Annotated in this window: 23 protein-coding genes; 15 read left to right on the top strand and 8 right to left on the bottom strand. The window is 57.9% G+C overall.

Annotation, left to right across the window (positions count from 1 at the left end; genetic code table 11):
• Positions 1-13 precede the first annotated feature (13 nt).
• Positions 14-340 carry an iron-sulfur cluster assembly accessory protein gene (locus tag BSK21_RS05375; RefSeq protein ID WP_067548831.1) on the top strand — a complete coding sequence of 109 codons (327 nt, stop codon included), beginning with the start codon at positions 14-16 and terminating at the stop codon, positions 338-340.
• A gap of 60 nt (positions 341-400) precedes the next feature.
• A complete protein-coding gene (gene xth / locus BSK21_RS05370) occupies positions 401-1,183 on the top strand; it encodes an exodeoxyribonuclease III (protein WP_067548834.1) in 783 nt (260 codons plus the stop codon).
• On the opposite strand, the gene BSK21_RS05365 is transcribed toward xth, so the two are convergent.
• Together BSK21_RS05365 and dksA are read right to left on the bottom strand one after the other, a co-directional pair.
• Positions 1,180-2,337: an FAD-dependent monooxygenase gene (locus BSK21_RS05365; RefSeq protein WP_067548837.1), complete on the bottom strand. Its 1,158-nt coding sequence runs from the start codon at positions 2,335-2,337 to the stop codon at positions 1,180-1,182. The two genes, xth and BSK21_RS05365, sit on opposite strands and share 4 nt — an antisense overlap.
• Positions 2,338-2,340: 3 nt before the next feature.
• Positions 2,341-2,763: an RNA polymerase-binding protein DksA gene (gene dksA, locus BSK21_RS05360; protein WP_067549703.1), complete on the bottom strand. Its 423-nt coding sequence runs from the start codon at positions 2,761-2,763 to the stop codon at positions 2,341-2,343.
• Positions 2,764-2,951: 188 nt separating this feature from the next.
• Here dksA and BSK21_RS05355 point away from each other — a divergent pair, with 188 nt between their 5' ends.
• The 7 genes from BSK21_RS05355 to BSK21_RS05325 all read left to right on the top strand — a co-directional run bounded on the left by BSK21_RS05355 (position 2,952) and on the right by BSK21_RS05325 (position 8,586).
• Positions 2,952-3,791, top strand: a complete 840-nt coding sequence (locus BSK21_RS05355) for a MoxR family ATPase (protein ID WP_067548839.1) — start codon at positions 2,952-2,954, stop codon at positions 3,789-3,791.
• 422 nt (positions 3,792-4,213) lie between these two features.
• The gene (locus BSK21_RS05345) at positions 4,214-5,563 is read left to right on the top strand and encodes a DUF2927 domain-containing protein (RefSeq protein WP_067548845.1); all 1,350 of its coding nucleotides are present in this window, start codon (positions 4,214-4,216) and stop codon (positions 5,561-5,563) included.
• Between the two features lie 13 nt (positions 5,564-5,576).
• Entirely contained in the window at positions 5,577-5,750 is a 174-nt protein-coding gene (locus BSK21_RS16025) for a hypothetical protein (protein WP_197498141.1), read from the top strand.
• A 3-nt stretch (positions 5,751-5,753) separates the two neighbouring features.
• Positions 5,754-6,938, top strand: a complete 1,185-nt coding sequence (locus BSK21_RS05340; protein WP_067548848.1) for a VWA domain-containing protein — start codon at positions 5,754-5,756, stop codon at positions 6,936-6,938.
• Positions 6,935-7,273, top strand: a complete 339-nt coding sequence (locus tag BSK21_RS16020; protein WP_067548851.1) for a hypothetical protein — start codon at positions 6,935-6,937, stop codon at positions 7,271-7,273. The genes BSK21_RS05340 and BSK21_RS16020 overlap by 4 nt, the downstream gene beginning before the upstream one ends.
• A complete protein-coding gene (locus BSK21_RS05330) occupies positions 7,270-7,872 on the top strand; it encodes a DedA family protein (protein WP_067548854.1) in 603 nt (200 codons plus the stop codon). Before BSK21_RS16020 ends, BSK21_RS05330 begins: the two co-directional genes overlap by 4 nt.
• Positions 7,873-7,905: 33 nt before the next feature.
• Positions 7,906-8,586, top strand: coding sequence for a M48 family metallopeptidase (locus tag BSK21_RS05325; RefSeq protein WP_067548857.1), 681 nt, complete (start codon positions 7,906-7,908; stop codon positions 8,584-8,586).
• Here BSK21_RS05325 and BSK21_RS05320 read toward each other — a convergent pair.
• The 3 genes from BSK21_RS05320 to BSK21_RS05310 are packed head-to-tail and all read right to left on the bottom strand — an operon-like array spanning position 8,583 to position 10,946.
• Positions 8,583-9,122, bottom strand: a complete 540-nt coding sequence (locus tag BSK21_RS05320; protein WP_067548860.1) for an RSP_2648 family PIN domain-containing protein — start codon at positions 9,120-9,122, stop codon at positions 8,583-8,585. The genes BSK21_RS05325 and BSK21_RS05320 overlap by 4 nt on opposite strands.
• Positions 9,119-10,318 carry an RSP_2647 family RNA methyltransferase gene (locus BSK21_RS05315; protein ID WP_067548863.1) on the bottom strand — a complete coding sequence of 400 codons (1,200 nt, stop codon included), beginning with the start codon at positions 10,316-10,318 and terminating at the stop codon, positions 9,119-9,121. Before BSK21_RS05315 ends, BSK21_RS05320 begins: the two co-directional genes overlap by 4 nt.
• Positions 10,319-10,358: 40 nt before the next feature.
• Positions 10,359-10,946, bottom strand: a complete 588-nt coding sequence (locus tag BSK21_RS05310; RefSeq protein ID WP_067548866.1) for a DUF6778 family protein — start codon at positions 10,944-10,946, stop codon at positions 10,359-10,361.
• Positions 10,947-11,158: 212 nt separating this feature from the next.
• On the opposite strand from BSK21_RS05310, the gene edd reads away from it, so the two are divergent.
• Positions 11,159-12,964: a phosphogluconate dehydratase gene (gene edd / locus BSK21_RS05305; RefSeq protein WP_067548869.1), complete on the top strand. Its 1,806-nt coding sequence runs from the start codon at positions 11,159-11,161 to the stop codon at positions 12,962-12,964.
• Positions 12,965-12,995: 31 nt separating this feature from the next.
• On the top strand, positions 12,996-13,637 hold the full coding sequence (gene eda / locus BSK21_RS05300) for a bifunctional 4-hydroxy-2-oxoglutarate aldolase/2-dehydro-3-deoxy-phosphogluconate aldolase (protein ID WP_067548872.1): 642 nt from the start codon (positions 12,996-12,998) through the stop codon (positions 13,635-13,637).
• A gap of 3 nt (positions 13,638-13,640) precedes the next feature.
• Here the strand turns inward: eda and BSK21_RS05295 are convergent, their stop codons facing one another.
• Positions 13,641-13,913, bottom strand: a complete 273-nt coding sequence (locus BSK21_RS05295; RefSeq protein WP_067548875.1) for a hypothetical protein — start codon at positions 13,911-13,913, stop codon at positions 13,641-13,643.
• 7 nt (positions 13,914-13,920) lie between these two features.
• A complete protein-coding gene (locus BSK21_RS05290) occupies positions 13,921-16,680 on the bottom strand; it encodes a glutamine-synthetase adenylyltransferase (RefSeq protein WP_067549705.1) in 2,760 nt (919 codons plus the stop codon).
• A 79-nt stretch (positions 16,681-16,759) separates the two neighbouring features.
• Between BSK21_RS05290 and BSK21_RS05285 the strand changes: the two genes are divergently transcribed.
• The 4 genes from BSK21_RS05285 to BSK21_RS05270 all read left to right on the top strand — a co-directional run bounded on the left by BSK21_RS05285 (position 16,760) and on the right by BSK21_RS05270 (position 19,199).
• On the top strand, positions 16,760-17,227 hold the full coding sequence (locus BSK21_RS05285; RefSeq protein ID WP_067548880.1) for a YbaK/EbsC family protein: 468 nt from the start codon (positions 16,760-16,762) through the stop codon (positions 17,225-17,227).
• A 142-nt stretch (positions 17,228-17,369) separates the two neighbouring features.
• Entirely contained in the window at positions 17,370-17,807 is a 438-nt protein-coding gene (locus tag BSK21_RS05280) for a DUF2852 domain-containing protein (RefSeq protein WP_067548885.1), read from the top strand.
• A 63-nt stretch (positions 17,808-17,870) separates the two neighbouring features.
• Positions 17,871-18,305, top strand: a complete 435-nt coding sequence (locus BSK21_RS05275; protein ID WP_067548889.1) for an RDD family protein — start codon at positions 17,871-17,873, stop codon at positions 18,303-18,305.
• 69 nt (positions 18,306-18,374) lie between these two features.
• On the top strand, positions 18,375-19,199 hold the full coding sequence (locus tag BSK21_RS05270; RefSeq protein ID WP_067548891.1) for an arginyltransferase: 825 nt from the start codon (positions 18,375-18,377) through the stop codon (positions 19,197-19,199).
• Between the two features lie 36 nt (positions 19,200-19,235).
• Here the strand turns inward: BSK21_RS05270 and BSK21_RS05265 are convergent, their stop codons facing one another.
• Positions 19,236-21,077 (bottom strand): calcium-binding protein, encoded by a 1,842-nt coding sequence (locus tag BSK21_RS05265; RefSeq protein ID WP_067548894.1) that lies wholly within the window; start codon positions 21,075-21,077, stop codon positions 19,236-19,238.
• Positions 21,078-21,192: the final 115 nt, after the last annotated feature.

Below are 21,192 nucleotides of genomic sequence, written 5' to 3'. Positions count from 1 at the left end.
TATAGGCCCGAAAATGCTCAACCTCCCGCCCAACGTGACCCAACGTGCCTTTGAACGACTGGCCGAAATCGGCGCGGCTGATCAAGGCAAAGCCCTCCGCATCGCGGTTGAGGGCGGCGGCTGTTCTGGGTTTCAGTACCAGATCGAATTGGATGAGCCTGCGGCGGATGACCTGATCCTTGAAGGTGCTGGTGAAAAGGTCGTGATCGACCCGACATCGCTGCCGTTCCTCGCTGGGGCCACCATCGACTTTACCGAAGAACTGATCGGTGCCCGCTTTGCTATCGACAACCCAAACGCGGCGTCTTCTTGCGGCTGCGGAACGTCGTTTTCCATGTGACAAAGCCCTTGCGCCTGATGGCTCTAACGGGGACAACAGGCGCAACGCAGGAGGCAGCCCATGAAAATCGCGACGTTCAATATCAACGGGATCAAAGCGCGTTTTGAACGACTGACCGAATGGCTGGAAGAGAGCAAACCTGACGTTGCCATCCTCCAAGAGATTAAATCGGTCGACGAAAATTTTCCTCGCGAACATTTTGAGGATATGGGCTACCGCGTTGAAACCCATGGTCAAAAGAGCTTTAACGGCGTCTCGATCTTGTCCCGCCTCCCGCTCGAAGATGTGACCCGCGGCCTGCCTGGCGATGACAGTGATGAACAGGCCCGCTGGATCGAGGCGACCGTGATCGGTGACAAAGAGGCCGTCCGCATTTGTGGCCTCTATCTGCCCAACGGCAACCCTGCACCTGGTCCGAAATTCGACTACAAATTGGCGTGGATGGAGCGCCTATACGCACGTGCGCAAGCGCTGATGGCGGATGAAATGCCCGCGTTCATGGCAGGCGATTACAATATTATCCCGCAGGCAGAGGACGCAAAGCGACCAGAGGCTTGGACCGAAGACGCGCTCTACCGACCCGAGAGCCGCGCCGCGTTCCGCCGCATCCTGAACCTCGGTTTTACCGAAGCCTTCCGCGCCCGCACCGTCGGGGGCGGTCACTATAGTTTCTGGGATTATCAGGCGGGCGCATGGAACCGTGATGACGGCATCCGCATCGACCACTTCCTGCTGACACCGCAGTGCGCCGACCTCATGGTCGATTGCTACATTCAGAAAGACGAACGGGCCAAGGATAAACCCAGCGACCACGTTCCTGTTTGGCTCGAATTGGACGCCTAAGCCGTCACATCGTAGTTATAGAGCCAGTCATACCGTCCCAAAAACAGGTTCGGCGTGAGTTGCGCCATGGTCCGCAGACCCGCATGAGCCACGCGGCGTTTGATCCCTGTGAGGTGATAGTTCACTGCATTGCGGTTCGCTGCCTCAATCGCACGATTGACCCGCGACCGCCGCGCCGCTTGATACGCTTTGAGGCCGAAATGAACCGACGGGTCATCATCCAGACAGCGCGCCATAACAAAGGCATCCTCAAGCGCGAGGTTGGCCCCCTGCGCCATAAACGGCAATGTCGGATGCGCCGCATCGCCTAAGATCGCACGACTGTGGTCATGCCAGACCTTGGCCACGGGATGACGGAACAGGCCCCAGCGACGGACGGTCTGCATCTGATCAAAGAGGTCAAACAGGCTCTGATGACAGTCAGAGAACACTTCGCGCAGCACGTCAGGTTCATCAAAGAAGTTCCAGCCCTCAGCGGCCCATTCCTTGCGCTCTTGCACGGCGACGATATTCATCCGCCCGCCCACCAGCGGGTAAGTCACGACGTGTTTTCCAGCGCCCATCCAGATCTTCACTTCGGGCTGGGAAGACGGCACCTTAACCACTGACCGCCACGCCACCTGCCCTGTGAAAAACGGCTTATCATCACCGTTCAGGATAGGGCGCACCACAGAATGAAGACCATCGGCACCGACGATCAGATCGCCCTCTGCCGTATCGCCGTTGGAAAACCGAACATGCGTCTCTCCGACCTCGACCGCCTTTGCGCCTAAGGTGATCGTAACCTTCGCCCGTTCGCAGCCCTCTGCCAGCAAGTCGAGCAAATCAGCGCGGTGGAAAAATCGATAGGGCTGACCGGGGAGCCGCGATAGATCGAACCGCCCAATCGTCTCGCCCGTCATTGCATCGACCGGCACCAAGGCAGAGGCGGAAATACTGCGTTGATCGGCAATCGCTCCCAGCCCCAACGCCGCCAGAACAGCACCACCATTGGGCGTGATCTGCAATCCTGCGCCCACTTCGCGCAGTTCGTCGGCCTGTTCGAAAACTTGGACGTCTGCCCCCATTCGGGCAAAGCAAAGGGCGGCCGCGAGACCCGCGATGCCGCCCCCAATGATAACGACCCGCCGGCCGGAATTTGCGCCGGTGGTCATGCCTTAGTCGTCGCGGTGAACTTTTTCGCGGCGCTCGTGGCGTTCCTGTGCTTCGAGCGTCATGGTCGCGATCGGACGCGCGTCTAGACGTTTGAGGCTGATCGGTTCGCCGGTCATTTCGCAATAGCCGTACTCGCCGTTGTCGATCCGACGGATCGCAGCGTCAATTTTCGACACCAGCTTACGCTCACGGTCACGGGTACGCAGTTCCAGCGCACGGTCGGTTTCCTCGGACGCGCGGTCTGCGATATCTGGAATGTTCCGTGTGCCCTCTTTCATGCCAGTGATGGTGTCACGGCTTTCTTCAAGGATGTCGTTTTTCCAAGCAATCAATTTGCGACGAAAATACTCGAGCTGACGCTCGTTCATAAACGGTTCGTCCTCGGCGGGACGGTAATCTTCCGGAAGAAAATTCTCGGCTTTCATCGAACTACCCTTAATCGCGCTGTCGGCCGTCATGTTGGGTTCATCGGCCATCAGCCACTCCCTCTAACTCGCGCCCTCCTTTACTCTTTCAGCACAGGAGTGTCACGCCCGAAAATGGTAATTTCTTCAATGGTTGCAGGTCGTTTTCGTCGTGATACTGTCACACGACTTTGAAGGGACGGACGACAATGCAGTTCAACGGAACCGATTCTTATGTGGCTGGCGACGATCTTAAGGTTGCGGTGAATGCCGCTGTTACTCTGGAACGTCCGCTCTTGGTCAAGGGAGAGCCGGGAACGGGTAAGACAGAACTGGCCCGTCAGGTCGCTGCGGCCCTTGGCCTACGGATGATCGAATGGAACATCAAATCGACCACAAAAGCGCAACAGGGTCTTTATGAATACGACGCGGTGAGCCGTCTTAGGGACAGCCAGTTGGGCGACGAACGCGTCCATGACGTAAAGAACTATATTAAAAAAGGTAAGCTCTGGCAGGCGTTTGAGGCCGACGAGAAAGTCGTCCTTTTGATCGATGAGGTCGATAAGGCTGACATTGAGTTTCCGAACGACCTCTTGCAAGAACTCGACCGGATGGAGTTCCACGTCTACGAAACAGGCGAAACGATCCGCGCCACCAATCGCCCGATCGTTATCATTACGTCAAATAACGAAAAAGAACTGCCCGACGCCTTCCTGCGCCGCTGTTTCTTTCACTACATTCGTTTCCCCGATGCCGATACGCTGCGCCAGATCATCAGCGTCCATCACCCCGACATCAAAGCTGATCTTTTGTCGACCGCCCTCACCCGTTTCTTTGAGGTGCGCGAAACGCCGGGTCTGAAAAAGAAACCCTCGACCTCTGAAGTGCTCGACTGGCTGAAGCTCCTCCTCGCCGAAGACCTCAGCGCCGAAGATTTGCGAAAGGATTCGGGCAATGCGCTCCCTAAATTGCACGGTGCTTTGCTGAAAAACGAACAGGACGTTCACCTTTTTGAACGACTCGCCTTTATGGCGCGTCGCCAACGCTAAGGTTTCGATTCAATATCTAGCGGCATGATTGTTGCCACGCACTACGATAGTGGCGCGGCTGCGACACGATTTCGCCAAATTGGTAAACAATTGCCATTTTTCGCGTGATTTGTGGCAGCACGACGCCTTTTAGTTGTCGTGTTGCATGTGGCTCGCCTTGGTAAAACCCCTTTGCGATCTGAATGCGGCCCCACTCCTTCGGCAGGTTAGGGTTGTGGGTAAATTGAGGAGAGCACTTTGACCAAGGCAAAAATGCCGGTCGAATGCCGCCAGTTCCCCCCCGCAACGGTTGCGGGTTGGGCTAGGCTGTGGACCGTTAAAGATCACCAGACCGCGCAATCGCGCCTGTCTGGACTGTTACATACAATTGGCGCCACCCTGCTGGGCGCCAATGCGACCTGTCACCCCAAAGGAGGCCTGCTATGAGAGCTGCCTACCTGATGGCTGTGACCACGCTGACTGCCTGCACACCGATGCCGCAGACGTTTGAACCGACCCGTGCGCTGAGCATGGACGATCACCTGCCGCCGATGCGAACGTTCGCGAATAATAACGTGTCCTTGCCGACCCGCCCGAACAGCGAATTGCTGCGCGATTTCCTAGACCTCTCGTTCCGCATGGAAAGCGGCCGCCCGATTGCCACGCTCACGCGGTTCGAAGGCCCGATTTCGGTGCGTGTCACTGGCCCTGCCAATGCGACCCTTGTCACTGATCTGCGCGCGCTTCTGGCACGGATGCAAAACGAGGCGGGCATCGACATTTTCCTTACGGGTGCGCCAGAGGCCGCCATCACGATCCAAGCCATTCCTCGGGCCGAACTGACCCGCGCCGTCCCACGCGCTGCTTGTTTCGTTGTGCCCCGCGTATCGAGCTGGGAAGAGTTTAAACAAGTGCGCCGCACCCCGCAGGTCGATTGGACCACGCTGGAACGCCGCGACCGTGCGACTGTCTTTGTGCCCGCCGATGTGGCTCCACAAGAAATCCGCGACTGCCTGCACGAAGAACTGGCCCAAGCCATTGGCCCACTCAACGATCTCTATCGCCTGCCGGATTCGATCTTTAACGACGACAACATGCACGCGGTGCTGACGAGCTTTGATATGCTGATGCTCAAGGCTTATTATTCGCCCGAACTGCGCAATGGCATGACCCGTGGTGAAGTCGCCGCCCGCCTGCCCGCTATTCTGGCTCGGTTGAACCCCGCTGGGGAACGCAGCGATGGTCGCCCCGTTAACGACACCTCTCGTGACTGGATTGACGCTATGGAAACGGCGCTGTCCTCTGGGACACCCGCTGGTGGACGAACAGCTGCGGCCGAACGCGCTGTGAACCTTGCGCGTAGCTATGGTTGGTCGAACACCCGCGAAGGCTTTGCCAATTTCGTCTATGGTCGCTTGCAGGTTGGACGTGACCCTGCCCTTGCCCGCGCAGCGTTCGAGGCCGCAGACCGTGCCTATCGCACCAGTGCGGAAACCCGTTTGCAACGCGCCCATGTAGCCGTTCAACTCGCGGCGTTCTCGCTCTCGGAGGGGGACAATATTCAGACACTGCAGATCACAAACGAGGCGATCCCGATTGCCGCAGCCCATGAAAACGCGGCTCTTTTGGCGACGCTCATGATGTTCAAAGCCGAAGCGCTGGACAACCTCGGTCGTGCGTCAGAGGCGTCCCAAACCCGCATGGACAGTTTGGCTTGGGCGCGCTATGGATTTGGTTCCGATCAAAACGTCAGGACCCGACTGCGCGAGGTTGCCGCACTCGATCCAAAATAAGGAGACACGCCCCATGCTCATCCCCATTTTCGGCCTGCTCATCGGTGCCATTTTCGGGGGCCTTCGGGCAAAGCTACGTGGCGGTTCCACCCTCGATATTCTCCAATGGGCAGCGGTCTACGCGCTGATCCTTGGTACGATCGCGCTGTTTATCATGATCGGAATCGACCGCAGCTATCGGCCGTAACCGATGTTTCTGCCCTTTTTCGAAACCCTTCGGAAAGGCGGCGTGCCGGTCTCGCTGCGGGAATTCCTGTCGTTCCTCGACGGGCTTGCCGCAGGGATCGCCACATATGACGTCGATGCCTTTTATTACCTAGCCCGCGCCGCGCTGGTGAAAGACGAACGTCATCTCGACAAATTCGATCGCGCCTTTGCTGCCAGTTTTGAGGGTCTTGAGGCCATCAGTTTCGACGATGTGGTCGAAGCGATGGACCTTCCCGAAGAGTGGCTCCGCAAGCTCGCGGAAAAGACGCTGAGCGAAGAGGAGAAGGCCGAAATCCAATCGCTCGGTGGGTTTGATAAGCTGATGGAAACGCTGAAACAGCGGCTTGAAGAACAAAAAGGCCGACATCAGGGCGGATCAAAGTGGGTCGGCACAGCAGGCACATCACCTTTTGGCGCCTACGGCTACAACCCCGAAGGCGTCCGTATTGGTCAGGATAAGTCGCGTCATCAACGCGCCGTAAAAGTCTGGGATAAAAGGGAATTTAAGAACCTCGACGACGGCGTCGAACTCGGCACCCGCAATATCAAGGTTGCGCTCAAACGTCTGCGCAAATGGGCTCGGGATGGGGCCGCAGATGAGTTGGACCTCGACGGTACGATACGCGCCACGGCAGAGCATGGCTATCTCGACGTGCAGACCCGCCCAGAACGGCGCAACGCGGTAAAGGTGCTGCTGTTTTTTGACGTCGGCGGTTCAATGGACCCGCATATCAAGGTGGTCGAAGAGCTGTTCAGCGCCGCGCGGAGCGAATTCAAACACCTCGAACATTTCTATTTCCACAATTGCCTCTACGAAGGCGTCTGGCGCGACAATGCCCGCCGTTGGAACGCGCAAACACCGACGTGGGACGTACTGCATACGTATGGCTCCGACTACAAATGTATCTTTGTCGGTGACGCCTCAATGTCACCCTATGAAATCGCCTATCGCGGTGGCGCCAATGAACATTGGAACGAAGAAGCGGGGCAGGTCTGGCTCGAACGGGCGCGGGATCAATGGACGAACCATCTTTGGATCAACCCTGTTCCCGAACGGCTTTGGGGATATACTCAATCCATCGGAATGATCCGTGACATCTTTGGTGCTGACCGCATGGTGCCAATGACGCTCGAAGGGATCGAACGCGGGATGAAGGCACTGGGATGAGCAGGCTAAACCGTTTTTTTACCAAACACCGAATTGCCATTGTGGGCTTTGTGCTGGCTGTGGTGTTGCTGGGGTTCTTCCTCGTTAAATTCGTGCTCGACATGCTGTTCTGGAACGACCCCGCCCATCGGCGCGTTGATCCTGCGGAATGGATGACGCCTGGTTTCATTGCGCACAGTTGGCATGTGGACGGTCGCGATCTTGCAGCCGCCATCGGCATCACCGAAAAACCCGAAGGTCGACCAACGCTGGAAGATATCGCAGAGATGCGCGGCGTTCCCGTCGCCCAAGTCATCGCCGAAGTTCAGGCCTTTTTGGCGGAGAATGCGCGGTGACCGAATGGGTGCTGGGGCAAGTCGCGGTCTATGGCGCGTGGATATTGTTCATTGTGACCTTCTTATCGTGCCTCGCCCTGCCGATCCCGGCCTCTCTCGCGATGATGGCGGGTGGTGCGTTTGTCGGCGCGGGTGATCTAAGCTACCTCGCGGTGTCCTCTGCGGCGTTTGGCGGCGCAATGGTCGGCGATCAGACGGGCTATATCATCGGCAAACACGGTGGCCGACATATCCGCCACAAGTTCACCAGCCACCCAAAACGGGCGAAACTGTTTCAACAAGCCAAAGACCTCACCCATAAACACGGCGGCATCGCGATTTTCCTCAGCCGGTGGGCTCTCAGCCCTCTGGGGCCCTATGCAAACGTGGCAGGTGGGATCGTCGGGATGAACCGTCTGCGGTTCACCCTCTGGGGCGCAGCGGGCGAAGCCGTTTGGGTGCTGATCTACATCACCCTCGGCCTGATGTTCGCGGATCAGATCATCTATGCCGCAGAGGTTGCCTCTGACCTTTCAGGCCTTCTGGTCGCGCTCGTCCTCACGTTTGGCTTTGGTCATTGGCTTTGGAAACGTTGGCGCGACCATCATCGACATGGCTAGGCTTGTCGCGGGGCGTGAGGTTCCCATATTTACATCATGCGCTATCTCATTTTCGTCCTCCCGATCCTCTACGCCCTCGCCATGTGGCACTTCTCGTCGTGGCGTCTTCGGCGCGAATTGGATGCGAAATCGACAGAACTCGCTGATCCCGCGCTGAAACCTGTGACGGACAAACTGGCTAGGGCTCTGGATATTCCGCGGGTGCGGGTCTTTGTCTACGAAATCCCGCAGATCAACGGGCTGGCCGCACCCGACGGTCGGATTTTCATCACCCGTGGGTTCCTGCAGAAATTCCGAAGCGGAGAGGTATCGGGCGAAGAGATCGCCAGCGTGATCGCCCACGAAATGGGACATGTGGCATTAGGCCACTCACGCCGTCGGATGATTGATTTCAGCGGTCAGAACGCGTTGCGGATGCTGCTGATGGGTATCCTCGGGCGGTTTATTCCGGTGATAGGGCCGTGGCTTGCCAATACACTCTTGTCGCTGTTGGCCGCGAAACTGTCCCGCCGCGATGAATACGAGGCCGACGCCTATGCGACCGCGCTCTTGCTCAAGGCGGGGATCGGTGCGGATCCGCAGATCAGCCTGTTTCAGAAACTCGAACGGCTCTCTGGTGGCAACGCGAACCAAATCCCTGCATGGCTACTGAGCCACCCCAAGGCCGACGAACGCATCGCCGCCATCCGCGACAACACGGCGAAATGGACTTAATCCAGCGCTTTCCCCAAACGGGGCAACCGCGCTTTTTTCATCAAGGACCGCATGGTCCAGTCATCTACTGATAACCGCCGCGCCTCTGCTAGAACGGCATCTGCTGCCGCTTGAACCTGCGCGGGATGGTCGAGCCAGAGGGAATACAGGAAACCGTCAGGGTCCAATCGCGCAAGGCCTTCTTCGGCCAATACGTGTTTCGGGAAATCCTTCGCGTTGATCGTCAGGATCGCATCACACGACCCCGCAATCGCGGAGGCCAACACGTGAATGTCGTTCTCGTCCGAGAGCCACAGCCGTTGTTCGACATGGGGTGCGACAGGGACAATCGCTCTTGGGAACCGTACGGACAAAAGGGCAATTTCGCCCCGCGCGACAGCCTCTGCCCCATCGCCGAGCTTGGGCGTTGCTCGCGCCCATTCTTCGAGGATGCGATCCGACCAGCGGGGTTCAAAAAGACCCTGCGCCGCGACGCCCAGCACCACTTCCCGCATGACCGTGGGAAACAGAACGCAGGCGTCGATCAGAACTCTCACAGGCGGAAAAAGACGGACTTCAGATATCCGCTCTCTGCCAGTTGCGGCATCATCGGGTGGTCCGCCCCAGCATAGCCTGTGTGGATGATCTGAGCAGAGCGCCCTGCCCGACCGATCCCACGTGCCGAGGCATTGCGGAATTTCGACAGGTCCGCCGCGTGCGAACAGGAACACAGCGCGAGGTATCCGCCTTCGCGCACAAGCGGCGCAGCAAGGCGCGCCACACGTTCGTAGGCCCGCAAGCCAGCCTCAAGCGATTGTTTCGACGGGGCAAAGGCAGGCGGGTCACAGACGACCACGTCAAAGGTTTCGCCCTCTTCGGCCAAGGCCGCTAGCACATCGAAGGCATCGCCCTTGCGGGTCGTGAATTTCGACGAGACGCCCATCGCTTCTGCACCCTGTTCAGCAAGTGCCAGCGCAGGTGCCGATCCATCGACCGCAAGCGCGCTCTCTGCCCCGCCAGCCAGCGCGGCGAGAGAGAACCCACCCACATGCGAAAACACGTCGAGCACTTTAGCGCCCTTGCAGAGCCCCGCATTGAACGCATGGTTCGGGCGTTGGTCGTAGAACAGGCCCGTTTTCTGCCCGCCCATGACATCCGCCATATAGATCGCACCGTTCATCGGCACGGGGATCGGCGCTGCTGGGGCATCGCCCGCAACGACCTTCATTTCCTCAGGCAAACCTTCGAGGCCACGCGCACGACCAGAACCGTTCATAATCACGGTTTTAATGCCAACGACCTCTTGGAGAGCCGCTGTAAATTCTGGCACCAGACGATCAGCCCAAGCCGCGTTCGGCTGCATCACTACAGTATCGCCGAAACGGTCGATCACGACACCAGGGAAGCCATCAGCCTCTGCATGGATCAAGCGATAGAAGGGTTCCGCAAAGACACGTTCACGATGGTCGAGCGCCTTTTTCAGACGTGTCGCAATCCAAGCCTTATCAATCACCGCCGAGGTATCTCGGTCCAACATCCGCGCAATGATGCGCGAGTCAGGGTTAAACGCCACAAGTCCGAGCGGTTGCCGTTCGGCATCCTGCAGTTCGGCGATAGCGCCCGCCTCAATCGCCTTTGTACGGCGGTCGGTGACGAGGTCGTTGGAATAAACCCATGGGAAACCAAAGCGGATAGCTCTGGCGTCAGCTTTGGGCATGAGGCGCACAATAGGCAAAGAGGACTGCATGTTCATGCCGCCCTCCTACTCTGTTTCGTTTGCCTCGGAAAGGCTGTTAGTGCGTCAGAACCTGTGCAAGCGCCCCAACGAGGTAGTCCTTCACGAACATCCGCTCGGAATAGCCGCGGGCATCCATCGCCAGCACGTCATCGGGATGCGGGCTATCAAGGACGAGGCGCACATTGCGCGGACCTTCAATCACGTCGCCCGTATTGGCATTGCGCACAACGAGGACAAAGCTGATGTCATAGTCGCCTTGATAAGTATAACGGGTACGCTGGGTCAGACCGTGGAACCGTGTCAGCGTCATTTCAGCAACGACAGGCACCTGACCCCGAAGACGCTCAGCCCCATCACGAGCGGCCTCTTCGAACAGAACGCGGAGTTGTTCGTGACGCGTGCCACCAATATCTCCACGCCACACGATGTCGGCTACAGGCTTAATAGAGTTGGCCTCAGAAACAGAGAGTGTCTCAGGCACAATGATCTGAACGTTCCGCACGGTATAGCTCGGCAAAGCCTGCTCACCCACCGAAGGCAACGGCGCCTCAAGTGTTGCGTTTCGGGTCACACCGTTATCACTCACACACCCAGCAACAAAGAACACCAGTGCAGTTGCCAATACTGTTTTCAAAAGTCGCATCTTCAGTCCCTTCGGCGGCGCTGCGGCCACTCTTCTACCATTAAGGTTTGATTAACTATCCATTCGAATAGCGGCACAACTGTGGCGGGAGTGGTCTGATTTCGTGAAACTTCACTCCCATAACGACAAAGGCATTTCTGTTGCGTTGAGAGTTGTTAGCGTTAACATATTGTGTTAAGTGCCGCTCGAGAGAGAGACCGCAGGAGAATCCAATGTCCCTTCACCGGACGCTAGTCGAGGTAACCGACCGTATCCGCGCGCGCAGTGAAAACACGCGCCGCGCCTATCTGGACCACATGTCAGCCGCTGCTGCCCAAGGGCCGCGCCGTGCCCACCTCGCCTGCGGAAACCAAGCCCACGCCTATGCTGCAATGGGTGAAGACAAGGCAGCGCTCGTTGACGACCGCGCCCCGAACCTCGGCATTATCACGGCCTACAACGATATGCTTTCGGCGCATCAGCCGTATGAAACCTACCCCACCATGATCCGCGACATCGCCCGCAAGGTCGGCGCGACGGCGCAGGTTGCGGGCGGTGTGCCTGCGATGTGCGATGGCGTGACCCAAGGCCAAACAGGGATGGAGCTGTCGCTCTTTTCTCGAGACGTGATCGCGCTGGCTGCTGGCGTTGGCCTATCGCACAATACATTCGATGCGGCGCTCTACCTTGGTGTCTGTGATAAAATCGTTCCGGGTCTGGTGATGGCCGCAGCAACCTTTGGCTACCTTCCATCGGTCTTTATCCCCGCCGGCCCGATGACGTCTGGCCTCCCGAATGATGAAAAAGCCAAAGTCCGCCAGAAATTCGCAACCGGCGAAGTGGGTCGTGACAAACTGATGGAGGCTGAAATGGCCTCTTACCACGGTCCGGGCACCTGTACCTTCTATGGCACTGCAAACACCAACCAAATGTTGATGGAGTTCATGGGCCTCCACCTCCCCGGCTCGTCCTTTGTGAACCCGAACACCCCACTACGTGATGCACTAACTGTTGCGGGCGTTGAACGTGCGGCGCAGATCACGTCGCTGGGTAACGAATTCACCCCCGCCTGTGACGTGCTGGATGAACGCGCCTTTGTGAACGGTATCGTGGGTCTGATGGCAACGGGTGGATCGACGAACCTCGTTCTGCACCTGCCTGCGATGGCGCGTGCGGCGGGAATCATCCTCGACCTCGAAGATTTCGCGCAATTGTCCGAAGCGGTTCCTCTCTTGGCTAAGGTCTATCCAAACGGCCTCGCTGACGTGAACCACTTCCATGCGGCGGGCGGGCTTCAGTTTATGATTTCCGAACTGCTGAATGCGGGTCTCTTGCATGATGACGTGACCACGATCGCTGGCAAAGGACTTGAGCGTTATACCCAAGAGCCGAAACTCGCCGAAGGCCGCGTGCAATACACCGAAGGCCCAAAAGAGACGCTGAACGATAAAATCCTCCGCCCTGTGGCAGAGCCATTCAACGCGCATGGTGGGTTGCAACAACTGACAGGCAACCTTGGTCGCGGTGTGATCAAAGTCTCTGCCGTCGCCGAGGACCGCCAAATTATCGAAGCCCCCTGCCGCGTATTCCACGAACAAGCCGACGTAAAAACAGCCTTCCAGAACGGCGAATTCACAGGCGACACAGTGGTGGTTGTCCGCTTCCAAGGGCCGTCCTCGAACGGGATGCCTGAGTTGCACTCACTGACGCCAACCCTCTCGGTTCTGCAAGACCGCGGGTATAAAATGGCGCTTGTCACCGATGGCCGTATGTCGGGCGCATCGGGCAAAGTGCCTGCCGCGATCCACGTATCGCCAGAGGCCGCGAACGGTGGTCCGCTCGCCTATCTGCAAGACGGCGACATTGTCCGCCTCGACGCAAAAGCCGGCACGCTTGAGGTGATCGGCGTGGACCTCTCGACCCGCACTGCCGCCAAACCGGACCTTTCGGCAAATGGCAACGGCGTTGGCCGCGAACTCTTTAACGTTTTCCGCCGCAATGTCGGCCTCGCTTCTGACGGGGCTGCGGTCGTCCTCTGACCGCGCCCATTCATTTAACAGGAATACACATATGACCCCTGAAGCTGCATCCATTGAAGCCCGCAAAATCTGTGAACTGGCCCCTGTCGTTCCCGTGCTCGTCGTAGATGACGCAAGCACCGCTGCGGATCTCGCACGCGCCCTCGTCGCGGGTGGTCTGCCCGCCCTCGAAGTGACACTGCGCACCCCCTCTGCCCTCGACGTGATCCGCGAAATGGCAACCGTTCAGGGTGGTGTTGTCGGTGCAGGCACTCTCCTCACCCCGAAAGACGTCGAAGCGGCCAAGGCTGCGGGTGCGACCTTTGGCGTGTCGCCGGGTGTGACCGACGAACTGCTGGACGCCTGCGAGGCTAACGACCTGCCGCTCCTCCCTGGCACTGCGACCCCGTCGGACGTGATGAAGCTCTACGCGCGCGGCTATACCGTGATGAAGTTCTTCCCCGCCGAGGCAAATGGCGGCGCACCCGCGCTCAAGGCGATTGGCGCACCGATCCCGCAGGTCAAATTCTGCCCCACAGGCGGTATCAGCATGAAGAACGTCAACGACTACCTGTCGCTGTCCAACGTGCTGTGCTGCGGGGGGTCGTGGGTTGCGCCCACGAACCTCGTCAAAGCTGGCGATTGGGCTGGGATCGAGGCATTGGCCAAAGAGGCCGCCGCTCTCGCCCGTTGATCTTTACTGGGTAATGACCCGTGCAGACCGTCCGCCGCGCCGCGCCGGGCGGTCTGTTTTTTCCAGAGCCGCCTTGAGCGTCACCGTCATCGGGTGATCTGCAGGCTCGTCGGCGTGCCGTTCTAGCAACTGACGCACGAAATCATCGGTGTCCTCTTCGACAGGCACCTTAAGAACCCAGCCAAGGAAAATCGTCCGGCAATCGTCGGCACCAATGCCGTCGATGTTATAGGACTCGCGAATAACGCCTACAGGGTCGAGTTTGTCTTTTGACATGGTCCATTTAATCCAACAAACGGGTGATAACCGCATCCGCCTCTGCCGCGGCTGCCTCCATCGTCTGAAGTAAGCTGTCGGTGTCCGCATATCCGGTCTCCCGCAAGATAAAGCGCCGACCGCCTTCGCCAAGGTCTTCGGGATGTAAAACACCCCCCGTGAGAAGTCGGGCTGCTGCCTGCAGTTGCCAAAATAGCGCGGCAGAGCGTGTCAGGGCCGCTTCATCCGCGGCATCCAGCCATCCAGAGGCGACACCTGCAGCAATCTGTTCAGGCACGGTGCGCGCTGCACTCCCCGCTCGCAAGGCCGCTGTCTGGGCGCATAGCTCCACGTCCTGCAACCGTCCCGCACCGATTTTCGCGTCCCAATCGCCTTGTGGGGCTTTGGCTTCGGCGATACGTCGACGCATATCTGCGACATCCTTGAGAACCGCCTCGCCCGTCGATTTTTCGTTGAGCACCGCAAGGCGGAGTGCTTCCACCTCAGCGCCCAATTCCATGTTCCCCGCTACAGGCCGCGCCCGCGTCAGCGCGAGGTGTTCCCATGTCCACGCCTCTGTCCGCTGATAGTTATCGAACGACAGGATCGAGGTCGCCACTGGCCCCTGACGCCCTGATGGGCGAAGCCGCATATCGACCTCGTAGAGCCGCCCGTCTGTCATCGGCGCGGTCACAGCGGTCAACAGGGCTTGGGTCAGGCGGGCGTAATAGGGGCGCGTTGCCAACGGGCGCCGCCCGTCGGACATTTCGACACCCTGATCGTCGTAGATCATTATCAGGTCGAGGTCGGACCCCGCATTCAGCCGCGCAGCCCCGAGCGATCCCATGCCAAGGATCACCGCGCCCCGACCCGGAGGCGTGCCATGTTTCGCGCTAAACTCTGCGACGACCAGCGGCCAAAGTCCCGCAATTACGGCCTCGGCTAATTCCGCATACTGGCGACCGCTTTCTTGGGCATCGATCAAACCACGCAGGTGATGCACGCCAACGCGGAAGTGCCATTCCTTCATGAACCGCCGCGCCATATTCAACTGCGCCTCATAATCGGGCGCCTCTGACATAGCGCGTTCCAGCAATCGCGATAGCTCTGCTACCCCAGGCCATGGGGCAAAGAACGACCCCCCGATTACCATGTCGAAAACGTCCGAATTGCGCGACAGATATTGCGCCAGCGCAGGGGCCGTCGAACAAATATCCACGATCAACTGCGTCAGCTGCGGGTTCGCATCAAAGAGCGAAAACAGCTGAACGCCCGCAGGCAATCCACGCAAGAACCCATCGAACTGCAACAGGGCCTCTTCGGGCTTTGCCGCTTCTTTCAACCGTCCGAAAATCTCTGGCTTGAGACGTTTGAAAATCTCGACCGCGCGTTCAGAACGAAACGCGGGATAGCCGCGCCACTGGACTTCCATATCTGCGCCGAAATCATCCTCGGGCTTTGCCGCCTGACCGGGGGCAAAGAACCCTTCGGTCAGTGTATGCACCTCTTCGCAACGGTCGGTCAATTCGGCCCGTAGGTCCGCAACGTCGCGATCCATAAAGGCCGCGAGCCGTGCCCAACCCTCTGCCGAATTTGGCAAAGCATGGGTCTGCTGGTCGTTGATCATCTGAACACGGTGTTCGACCTCTCGGTGGAAACGATAATGATCATATAGCGTTACCGCATCCTGTTCCGGCACCCACCCCGCAGCCGCGAGCCGTTCCAACCCGCGACGCGTTTCGCGCACCCGCAATTTCGGATCACGTCCGCCCGCGATCAACTGACGGGTTTGAGTAAAGAACTCGATCTCTCTGATACCACCGCGACCGAGCTTAATGTTATGCCCATCAAGGTTCAGCGCCCCATGCAGTCCCTTATGGTCACGGATTTTCAGGCGCATATCGTGGGCGTCCTGAATCGCCGCGAAATCGAGGTGCTTGCGCCACACAAACGGGCGCAGCGTCTCTAGGAACTTCGCGCCGCCTTCTAGGTCGCCTGCCGCCGGACGGGCCTTGATATACGCCGCGCGTTCCCACGTCCGACCGACCGATTCATAGTAATGCTCTGCCGCGATCATTGGGATACAGACGGGCGTCACGCTGGCATCAGGGCGCAAACGTAAATCGGTGCGGAACACGTAACCTTCGGCAGTGTTATCCGACAACAGCGTGGTCATTTTGCGGGTCACACGAATAAAGGCTGCGCGTGCATCATGGTAATTGCTGTCATCGAACCGCTCTTCGTCAAAGAGCATGATAAGGTCGATGTCAGAGGAATAATTCAGCTCCCCCGCACCGCCCTTGCCCATCGCCAAAGCGACCATACCACCCGCCGTTTCGGCGGCCTCTTCAGTCAAACCTGGAATTTTCCCACGCCCGATCTCATGCGCCACGAGGGTCTTTAGACACACATCGACCGAGGCATCCGCGAAATCAGAGAGTGCTTGGGTCACGGTCTCCAGCGGCCAGACCCCACCCAAATCTGCCAAACCCGTCAGCAGCGCCACGCGACGTTTTGCACGACGCAAACCAGAGGACAATTGATCCACCGAAAGCGCGGCAACCTCGGCCAAAACACCCTTGAACGCCGCCTCTGGATCGTCAAAGGCTGGGATAATCCAATCCGCCTCTTTTTTCATTAGGTCCAGCAAATAAGGGCTACAGCCTCCTGCCCCCTTGATCAGCGGGACCAAACCCACAGGGGCCGCGGGCAGATAGCCAAAGGCATCCTCTGCGCGGTCAGAATCAAAAGGACGGGGAAAACGGGTCATTCGGGATTCGAAGGTCATGGAAACACTCTCATAGGCCATTGAATTTTCGTCAATTCCCCATTCAACTGCTTTGATCAGACGCAAAGCGGAGCAAGCGATGAGTAAGAGCCTGAAACGTGTGACCAAAGCGCTCCTTGACGCAGGTCTCGACATCACGCCTGTCGAATTGGGCGAAGCCCGCACCGCCGCCCAAGCCGCAGAAGCCGCAGGTTGCACCATCGACCAAATCGCAAAGTCGATCATCTTTCAGGGCGAAACCTCTGGCGAGGCAATCCTGTTCCTCACCGCCGGCGGAAACCAAGTCTGCACCGATAAGGCCACAGCTCTCGCGGGTGAACCCTTGGGCCGCGCGGATGCAAACCTCGTTCGGGCGCAAACAGGTTTTGCCATTGGCGGCGTCTCCCCTGTCGGGCATCTAAACCCGATACGCGCGTTTTTTGATCCCCGATTGTCCGAGTTCACCGAAATCTGGGCCGCAGCAGGCACCCCGCGCCACATCTTCCCCATAGCGCCCGCCGATCTTTTGCGGATCACAGGCGCAAATTCTGCCGATTTTACGAAATAATTTCTGAACGGGATCAATCTGTTAATCACACAACCAGAAATAAATGTGAAAATCTTTAACATAGACCCTTGAAGGTGGGGTTGTTCATTCCGATATCGGTGATGTGAAACAGATTAACATCACCCCGAAACGGAGCCCTTCAATGTCTGATACCTTTACGACCCCTCACCCGACCGCACCGAACGGTAGCTGGTTCTCGCGGGCCGAAACTTGGCTCGACGAACGCGGCAAAGGCGCTTGGATCGCAGCAATGGTCCTTGGCTTTATCTTTTTCTGGCCGGTTGGCCTCGCCCTTCTTGCATATATGATCTGGAGCAAACGCATGTTCAGTGGAAAATGTTCTAACCGCCGCAAGGCACATTCGCCCTTTGGCACACACGCAGCCTACCGGAGTTCCGGCAACACGGCCTTCGACGCCTACAAAACCGAAACCCTGCGCCGCCTTGAACAAGAACAGCAGGATTTTGAGGCCTTCCTTGAACGTCTGCGCGAAGCCAAAGACAAATCGGAATTCGATCAATTCATGGATGACCGTGCGCGTGCCGCTCGTGCGCCCAAAGAAGAAGACGAAACCGTCTAAACCCTTTACCCTCGGGTGGCCGCTCCCCTCGGCCACCCACCCTCTGACCATGAAAGCGAACCAATGACCTACGGCCTTCCTGATCCTCAGATGCGCGCCGATTTTTACGACGGTGTCACAGCCAAGCGTGCGATTGCTTGGGTGATCGACACGGCACTGATCCTCGGCACGGCAATTGTTCTGATCCCCTTTACGGCCTTCACAGCCCTGTTCTTTTTCCCTGTGTTTTTGTTTGTGGTGGGGTTCATCTATCGCTGGTCAACCCTGTCAGGCGCGGGCGCCACATGGGGGATGCGGATGATGGGCGTCGAACTGCGTGACCGCGACGGCCACCGCTTGGACAGTGGCACTGCGTTTTGGCACACCGTCGGTTATACTGTCTCGATCGCAGTCTTTCCGCTGCAGCTCGTATCCGTGCTGATGATGCTCTTGTCCGAACGCAACCAAGGGCTGACGGATCACATTCTTGGCACAGCCGCTATAAACAGAATGCTTTAGTCGTCGTAGAGACTTGGACAAACAGCGCGAGGTTGCTAACCTCGCGCAAATTCATCGTGATCCGAGTATATGCGCCACACGCTTCCCATAGCGCCCCAGTTTTATGTGACGGCCCCCCAACCCTGTCCGTATCTCGACGGACGGATGGAGCGGAAGTTGTTCACTGCACTTCAGGGCGAAGGCGCCACAAAACTAAACGATGCCCTTTCAAAACAGGGCTTCCGTCGGTCGCAAAACGTGCTCTACCGACCATCCTGTTCGGACTGTTCGGCCTGTATGTCCGCCCGTATTCGGGTGGCAGATTTCGCCCCATCCAAAAGCCAACGCCGCGTAACAAAGCGTAACCGCGCCCTGTCTCGCCGTGCGACCAGCCCTTGGGCGACTGAAGAGCAGTTCGATCTGTTCCGCACCTACCTCGACAGTCGTCACGCAACGGGTGGCATGGCGGACATGGATCTCTTTGAATTTGCAGCCATGGTCGAGGAAACGCCGATCCGCACGCGGCTCATCGAATATACCGATACCACAGAGGACGACCGAGCGCTGCGGGCCGTCTGCCTGACCGACATCCTCGATGACGGGTTGAGCATGGTCTATTCGTTCTTTGACCCAGAGCTAGAGCGTCAATCGCTCGGCACCTATCTCGTGCTTGACCATGTTGAGATCGCCCGCGAAATGGGTCTGCCCTATGTCTATTTGGGCTATTGGGTGCCTGGCAGCCCTAAGATGGGGTATAAGGCCAACTATGCCGCGCTCGAGATTTTCCATCAGGGCAACTGGCAGGACATCGGCGATCCCAATGATTACGAAGCGACGACCCATCCGCTCTCGGTCGATCCGATTGCGGAACAAGTGTCGCGCATCCAACTGCCTGATAGCAAAACGGTGCGCTAATCGCGCACCGTTCTTATGTGTCGCTCGTGGCCTAAATTAACCGACCGCAATCGGCTCTAGAATATCCCCGAACAAGAAGTCGGACGCGGACAGGTCATCCGCGTTCATGTTTTCCATACGGATCATCAGGTCGCCATATTCAATGATAGCGGCGCTTTCGTCTTGGGACAGCATCAGGTCATCAAACGATCCGCCAAGGATCTGCACTTTATCCTCACCAATGGTAAAGTCGCCGATCACGTCCGATCCGTCACCATCCGCAAAGTCAAAAATATCGTTGCCCGCATCACCAAACAGCGCGTCGTCGTCGATGCCACCTTGGATAAAGTCATCACCAACCCCGCCGTGGATCGTATCGCTGTCGTCGCCACCGTAGATGGTATCGTTGCCGCCACCGCCATAGATATCGTCGTCATCGTTGTCGGGGGCCAGATCGGGTGTTTCGCCTACATCAGCGATGTCGAGGATTTGCACCTCATCAGGGCCTTGGCCGCCATAGATCACGTCATCGCCCGAGCCGCCGTCGATATAGTCGGACCCTTCGCCACCGATGATCATGTCCTGACCAAAGTTGCCATAGAGCGAGTCGTTGTCGAACCCACCGTCGATGGTGTCGTCGCCCTTGCCGCCCCAGACTTGGTCAGCGTCATCGCCTGTGATGATGGTGTCCGCACCGTTGCCGCCCCAGACTTTATCCATATCATCGCTCGGATCAGTGTCCGCGGTGAACACGCCCTCATAGGCCATATCCGGTGTCCCGCTCACAGTGCCAAGCGCGATATCGGCCACCACAACCTCGGTCGCAACGTTGCCTGACGTGTCGATCACGTCATTGCCCGCACCACCCGTCACAACATCACTGCCATTGCCACCGTTGATAGTGTCATCATCTGCGCCGCCGTGCAGTTTATCATCGCCATCCCCGCCATAGATCATGTCATCGCCCGAATTACCGAGGACCACATCATCACCAGCATCGCCGTAGAGCACATCATTGCCCAAAGCACCCCAAATGCTGTCGTCGCCCGTACCGCCGCTGACCGTATCGTCGCCGCGACCACCATAGAGCGCGTCATCGCCAAGGTTGCCATTGATCGTATCGTTGCCAGCACCGCCTGAAACATTGTCTGCGCCCGCACCACCCCGCATGATATCGTTGCCAGCGCCGCCTTTGAGCAGATCACCACCTTCGCCGCCAAAGACCTTGTCGTCACCGAACCCGCCGTAGATCGTGTCCTGACCATTGTTGCCGTTCAGCTCGTCATTGCCGCCTTGGCCGTAGATCGTATCATTCCCGACACCGCCGGACACGAAATCATCGCCCGTGCCACCGCGCACGATGTCAGCACCCGCACCCGCGTCGATCACATCGTTTCCGTTAAAACCGCGAATGTCATCATTGCCGCCGTAACCGTTGATCTGATCCGCAACCGCGCCACCCGTGATCGTTTCACCGTCATCGGTGCCGTCCAAAACAGCGAGATCTGCATCGACGTTGACACTAAAGTCTTCAATAGGCGTGACGGCGATATCCGTTAGGTCTTCGCCATCGACGGTCAGTTCCAGCTTTACCAAACCATCGGTCGAGTCATATTCCAGTGTCACAACGCCCGTGTCAGAATAGACATAGAGCGTATCACCGGTTTGCGTCGGCCCAATGCCGACGATCTCTTGGGTGCCTTGCGGGATGACGTTGTCATCAGCGTCGACCAGCGCCACGAACAAATCTGTCGCCCCATCGGTCGCAAGTGACGGTTCTTCCCAGATAAAAACGCTCGTCCCTGCCGCGTTTCCAATATCAACCGCTGGGACCAAATAGGTCACACCAACTGCGCTAACGGCCTGACGTGCAGCAATAAGATCATTGATCAAAGTCATTTGAAAATCCCCCACGATTAAACAACCATAGGGACCATGCCTCAATCTCGACACAATCGTAAAGAAATTCCTAACGCGGTGACTCTGCCACCCTCACAAATACTGTGAATAACTC

The organism is Marivivens sp. JLT3646, from assembly GCF_001908835.1.
GTDB lineage: Bacteria > Pseudomonadota > Alphaproteobacteria > Rhodobacterales > Rhodobacteraceae > Marivivens > Marivivens geojensis.
Note: the sequence above shows the minus strand (reverse complement) of the source record. Positions and strands in the feature narration are given on the sequence as shown.

What these genes read in the sequence shown, in the direction of transcription:
- BSK21_RS05375 (WP_067548831.1), top strand. Translation starts at nt 14, where the DNA reads ATGCTCAACCTCCCGCCCAACGTGACCCAACGTGCCTTTGAACGACTG.
- xth (WP_067548834.1), top strand. Translation starts at nt 401, where the DNA reads ATGAAAATCGCGACGTTCAATATCAACGGGATCAAAGCGCGTTTTGAA.
- BSK21_RS05365 (WP_067548837.1), bottom strand. Translation starts at nt 2,337, where the DNA reads ATGACCACCGGCGCAAATTCCGGCCGGCGGGTCGTTATCATTGGGGGC.
- dksA (WP_067549703.1), bottom strand. Translation starts at nt 2,763, where the DNA reads ATGAAAGCCGAGAATTTTCTTCCGGAAGATTACCGTCCCGCCGAGGAC.
- BSK21_RS05355 (WP_067548839.1), top strand. Translation starts at nt 2,952, where the DNA reads ATGCAGTTCAACGGAACCGATTCTTATGTGGCTGGCGACGATCTTAAG.
- BSK21_RS05345 (WP_067548845.1), top strand. Translation starts at nt 4,214, where the DNA reads ATGAGAGCTGCCTACCTGATGGCTGTGACCACGCTGACTGCCTGCACA.
- BSK21_RS16025 (WP_197498141.1), top strand. Translation starts at nt 5,577, where the DNA reads ATGCTCATCCCCATTTTCGGCCTGCTCATCGGTGCCATTTTCGGGGGC.
- BSK21_RS05340 (WP_067548848.1), top strand. Translation starts at nt 5,754, where the DNA reads ATGTTTCTGCCCTTTTTCGAAACCCTTCGGAAAGGCGGCGTGCCGGTC.
- BSK21_RS16020 (WP_067548851.1), top strand. Translation starts at nt 6,935, where the DNA reads ATGAGCAGGCTAAACCGTTTTTTTACCAAACACCGAATTGCCATTGTG.
- BSK21_RS05315 (WP_067548863.1), bottom strand. Translation starts at nt 10,318, where the DNA reads ATGAACATGCAGTCCTCTTTGCCTATTGTGCGCCTCATGCCCAAAGCT.
- BSK21_RS05310 (WP_067548866.1), bottom strand. Translation starts at nt 10,946, where the DNA reads ATGCGACTTTTGAAAACAGTATTGGCAACTGCACTGGTGTTCTTTGTT.
- edd (WP_067548869.1), top strand. Translation starts at nt 11,159, where the DNA reads ATGTCCCTTCACCGGACGCTAGTCGAGGTAACCGACCGTATCCGCGCG.
- eda (WP_067548872.1), top strand. Translation starts at nt 12,996, where the DNA reads ATGACCCCTGAAGCTGCATCCATTGAAGCCCGCAAAATCTGTGAACTG.
- BSK21_RS05295 (WP_067548875.1), bottom strand. Translation starts at nt 13,913, where the DNA reads ATGTCAAAAGACAAACTCGACCCTGTAGGCGTTATTCGCGAGTCCTAT.
- BSK21_RS05290 (WP_067549705.1), bottom strand. Translation starts at nt 16,680, where the DNA reads ATGACCTTCGAATCCCGAATGACCCGTTTTCCCCGTCCTTTTGATTCT.
- BSK21_RS05285 (WP_067548880.1), top strand. Translation starts at nt 16,760, where the DNA reads ATGAGTAAGAGCCTGAAACGTGTGACCAAAGCGCTCCTTGACGCAGGT.
- BSK21_RS05280 (WP_067548885.1), top strand. Translation starts at nt 17,370, where the DNA reads ATGTCTGATACCTTTACGACCCCTCACCCGACCGCACCGAACGGTAGC.
- BSK21_RS05275 (WP_067548889.1), top strand. Translation starts at nt 17,871, where the DNA reads ATGACCTACGGCCTTCCTGATCCTCAGATGCGCGCCGATTTTTACGAC.
- BSK21_RS05270 (WP_067548891.1), top strand. Translation starts at nt 18,375, where the DNA reads ATGCGCCACACGCTTCCCATAGCGCCCCAGTTTTATGTGACGGCCCCC.
- BSK21_RS05265 (WP_067548894.1), bottom strand. Translation starts at nt 21,077, where the DNA reads ATGACTTTGATCAATGATCTTATTGCTGCACGTCAGGCCGTTAGCGCA.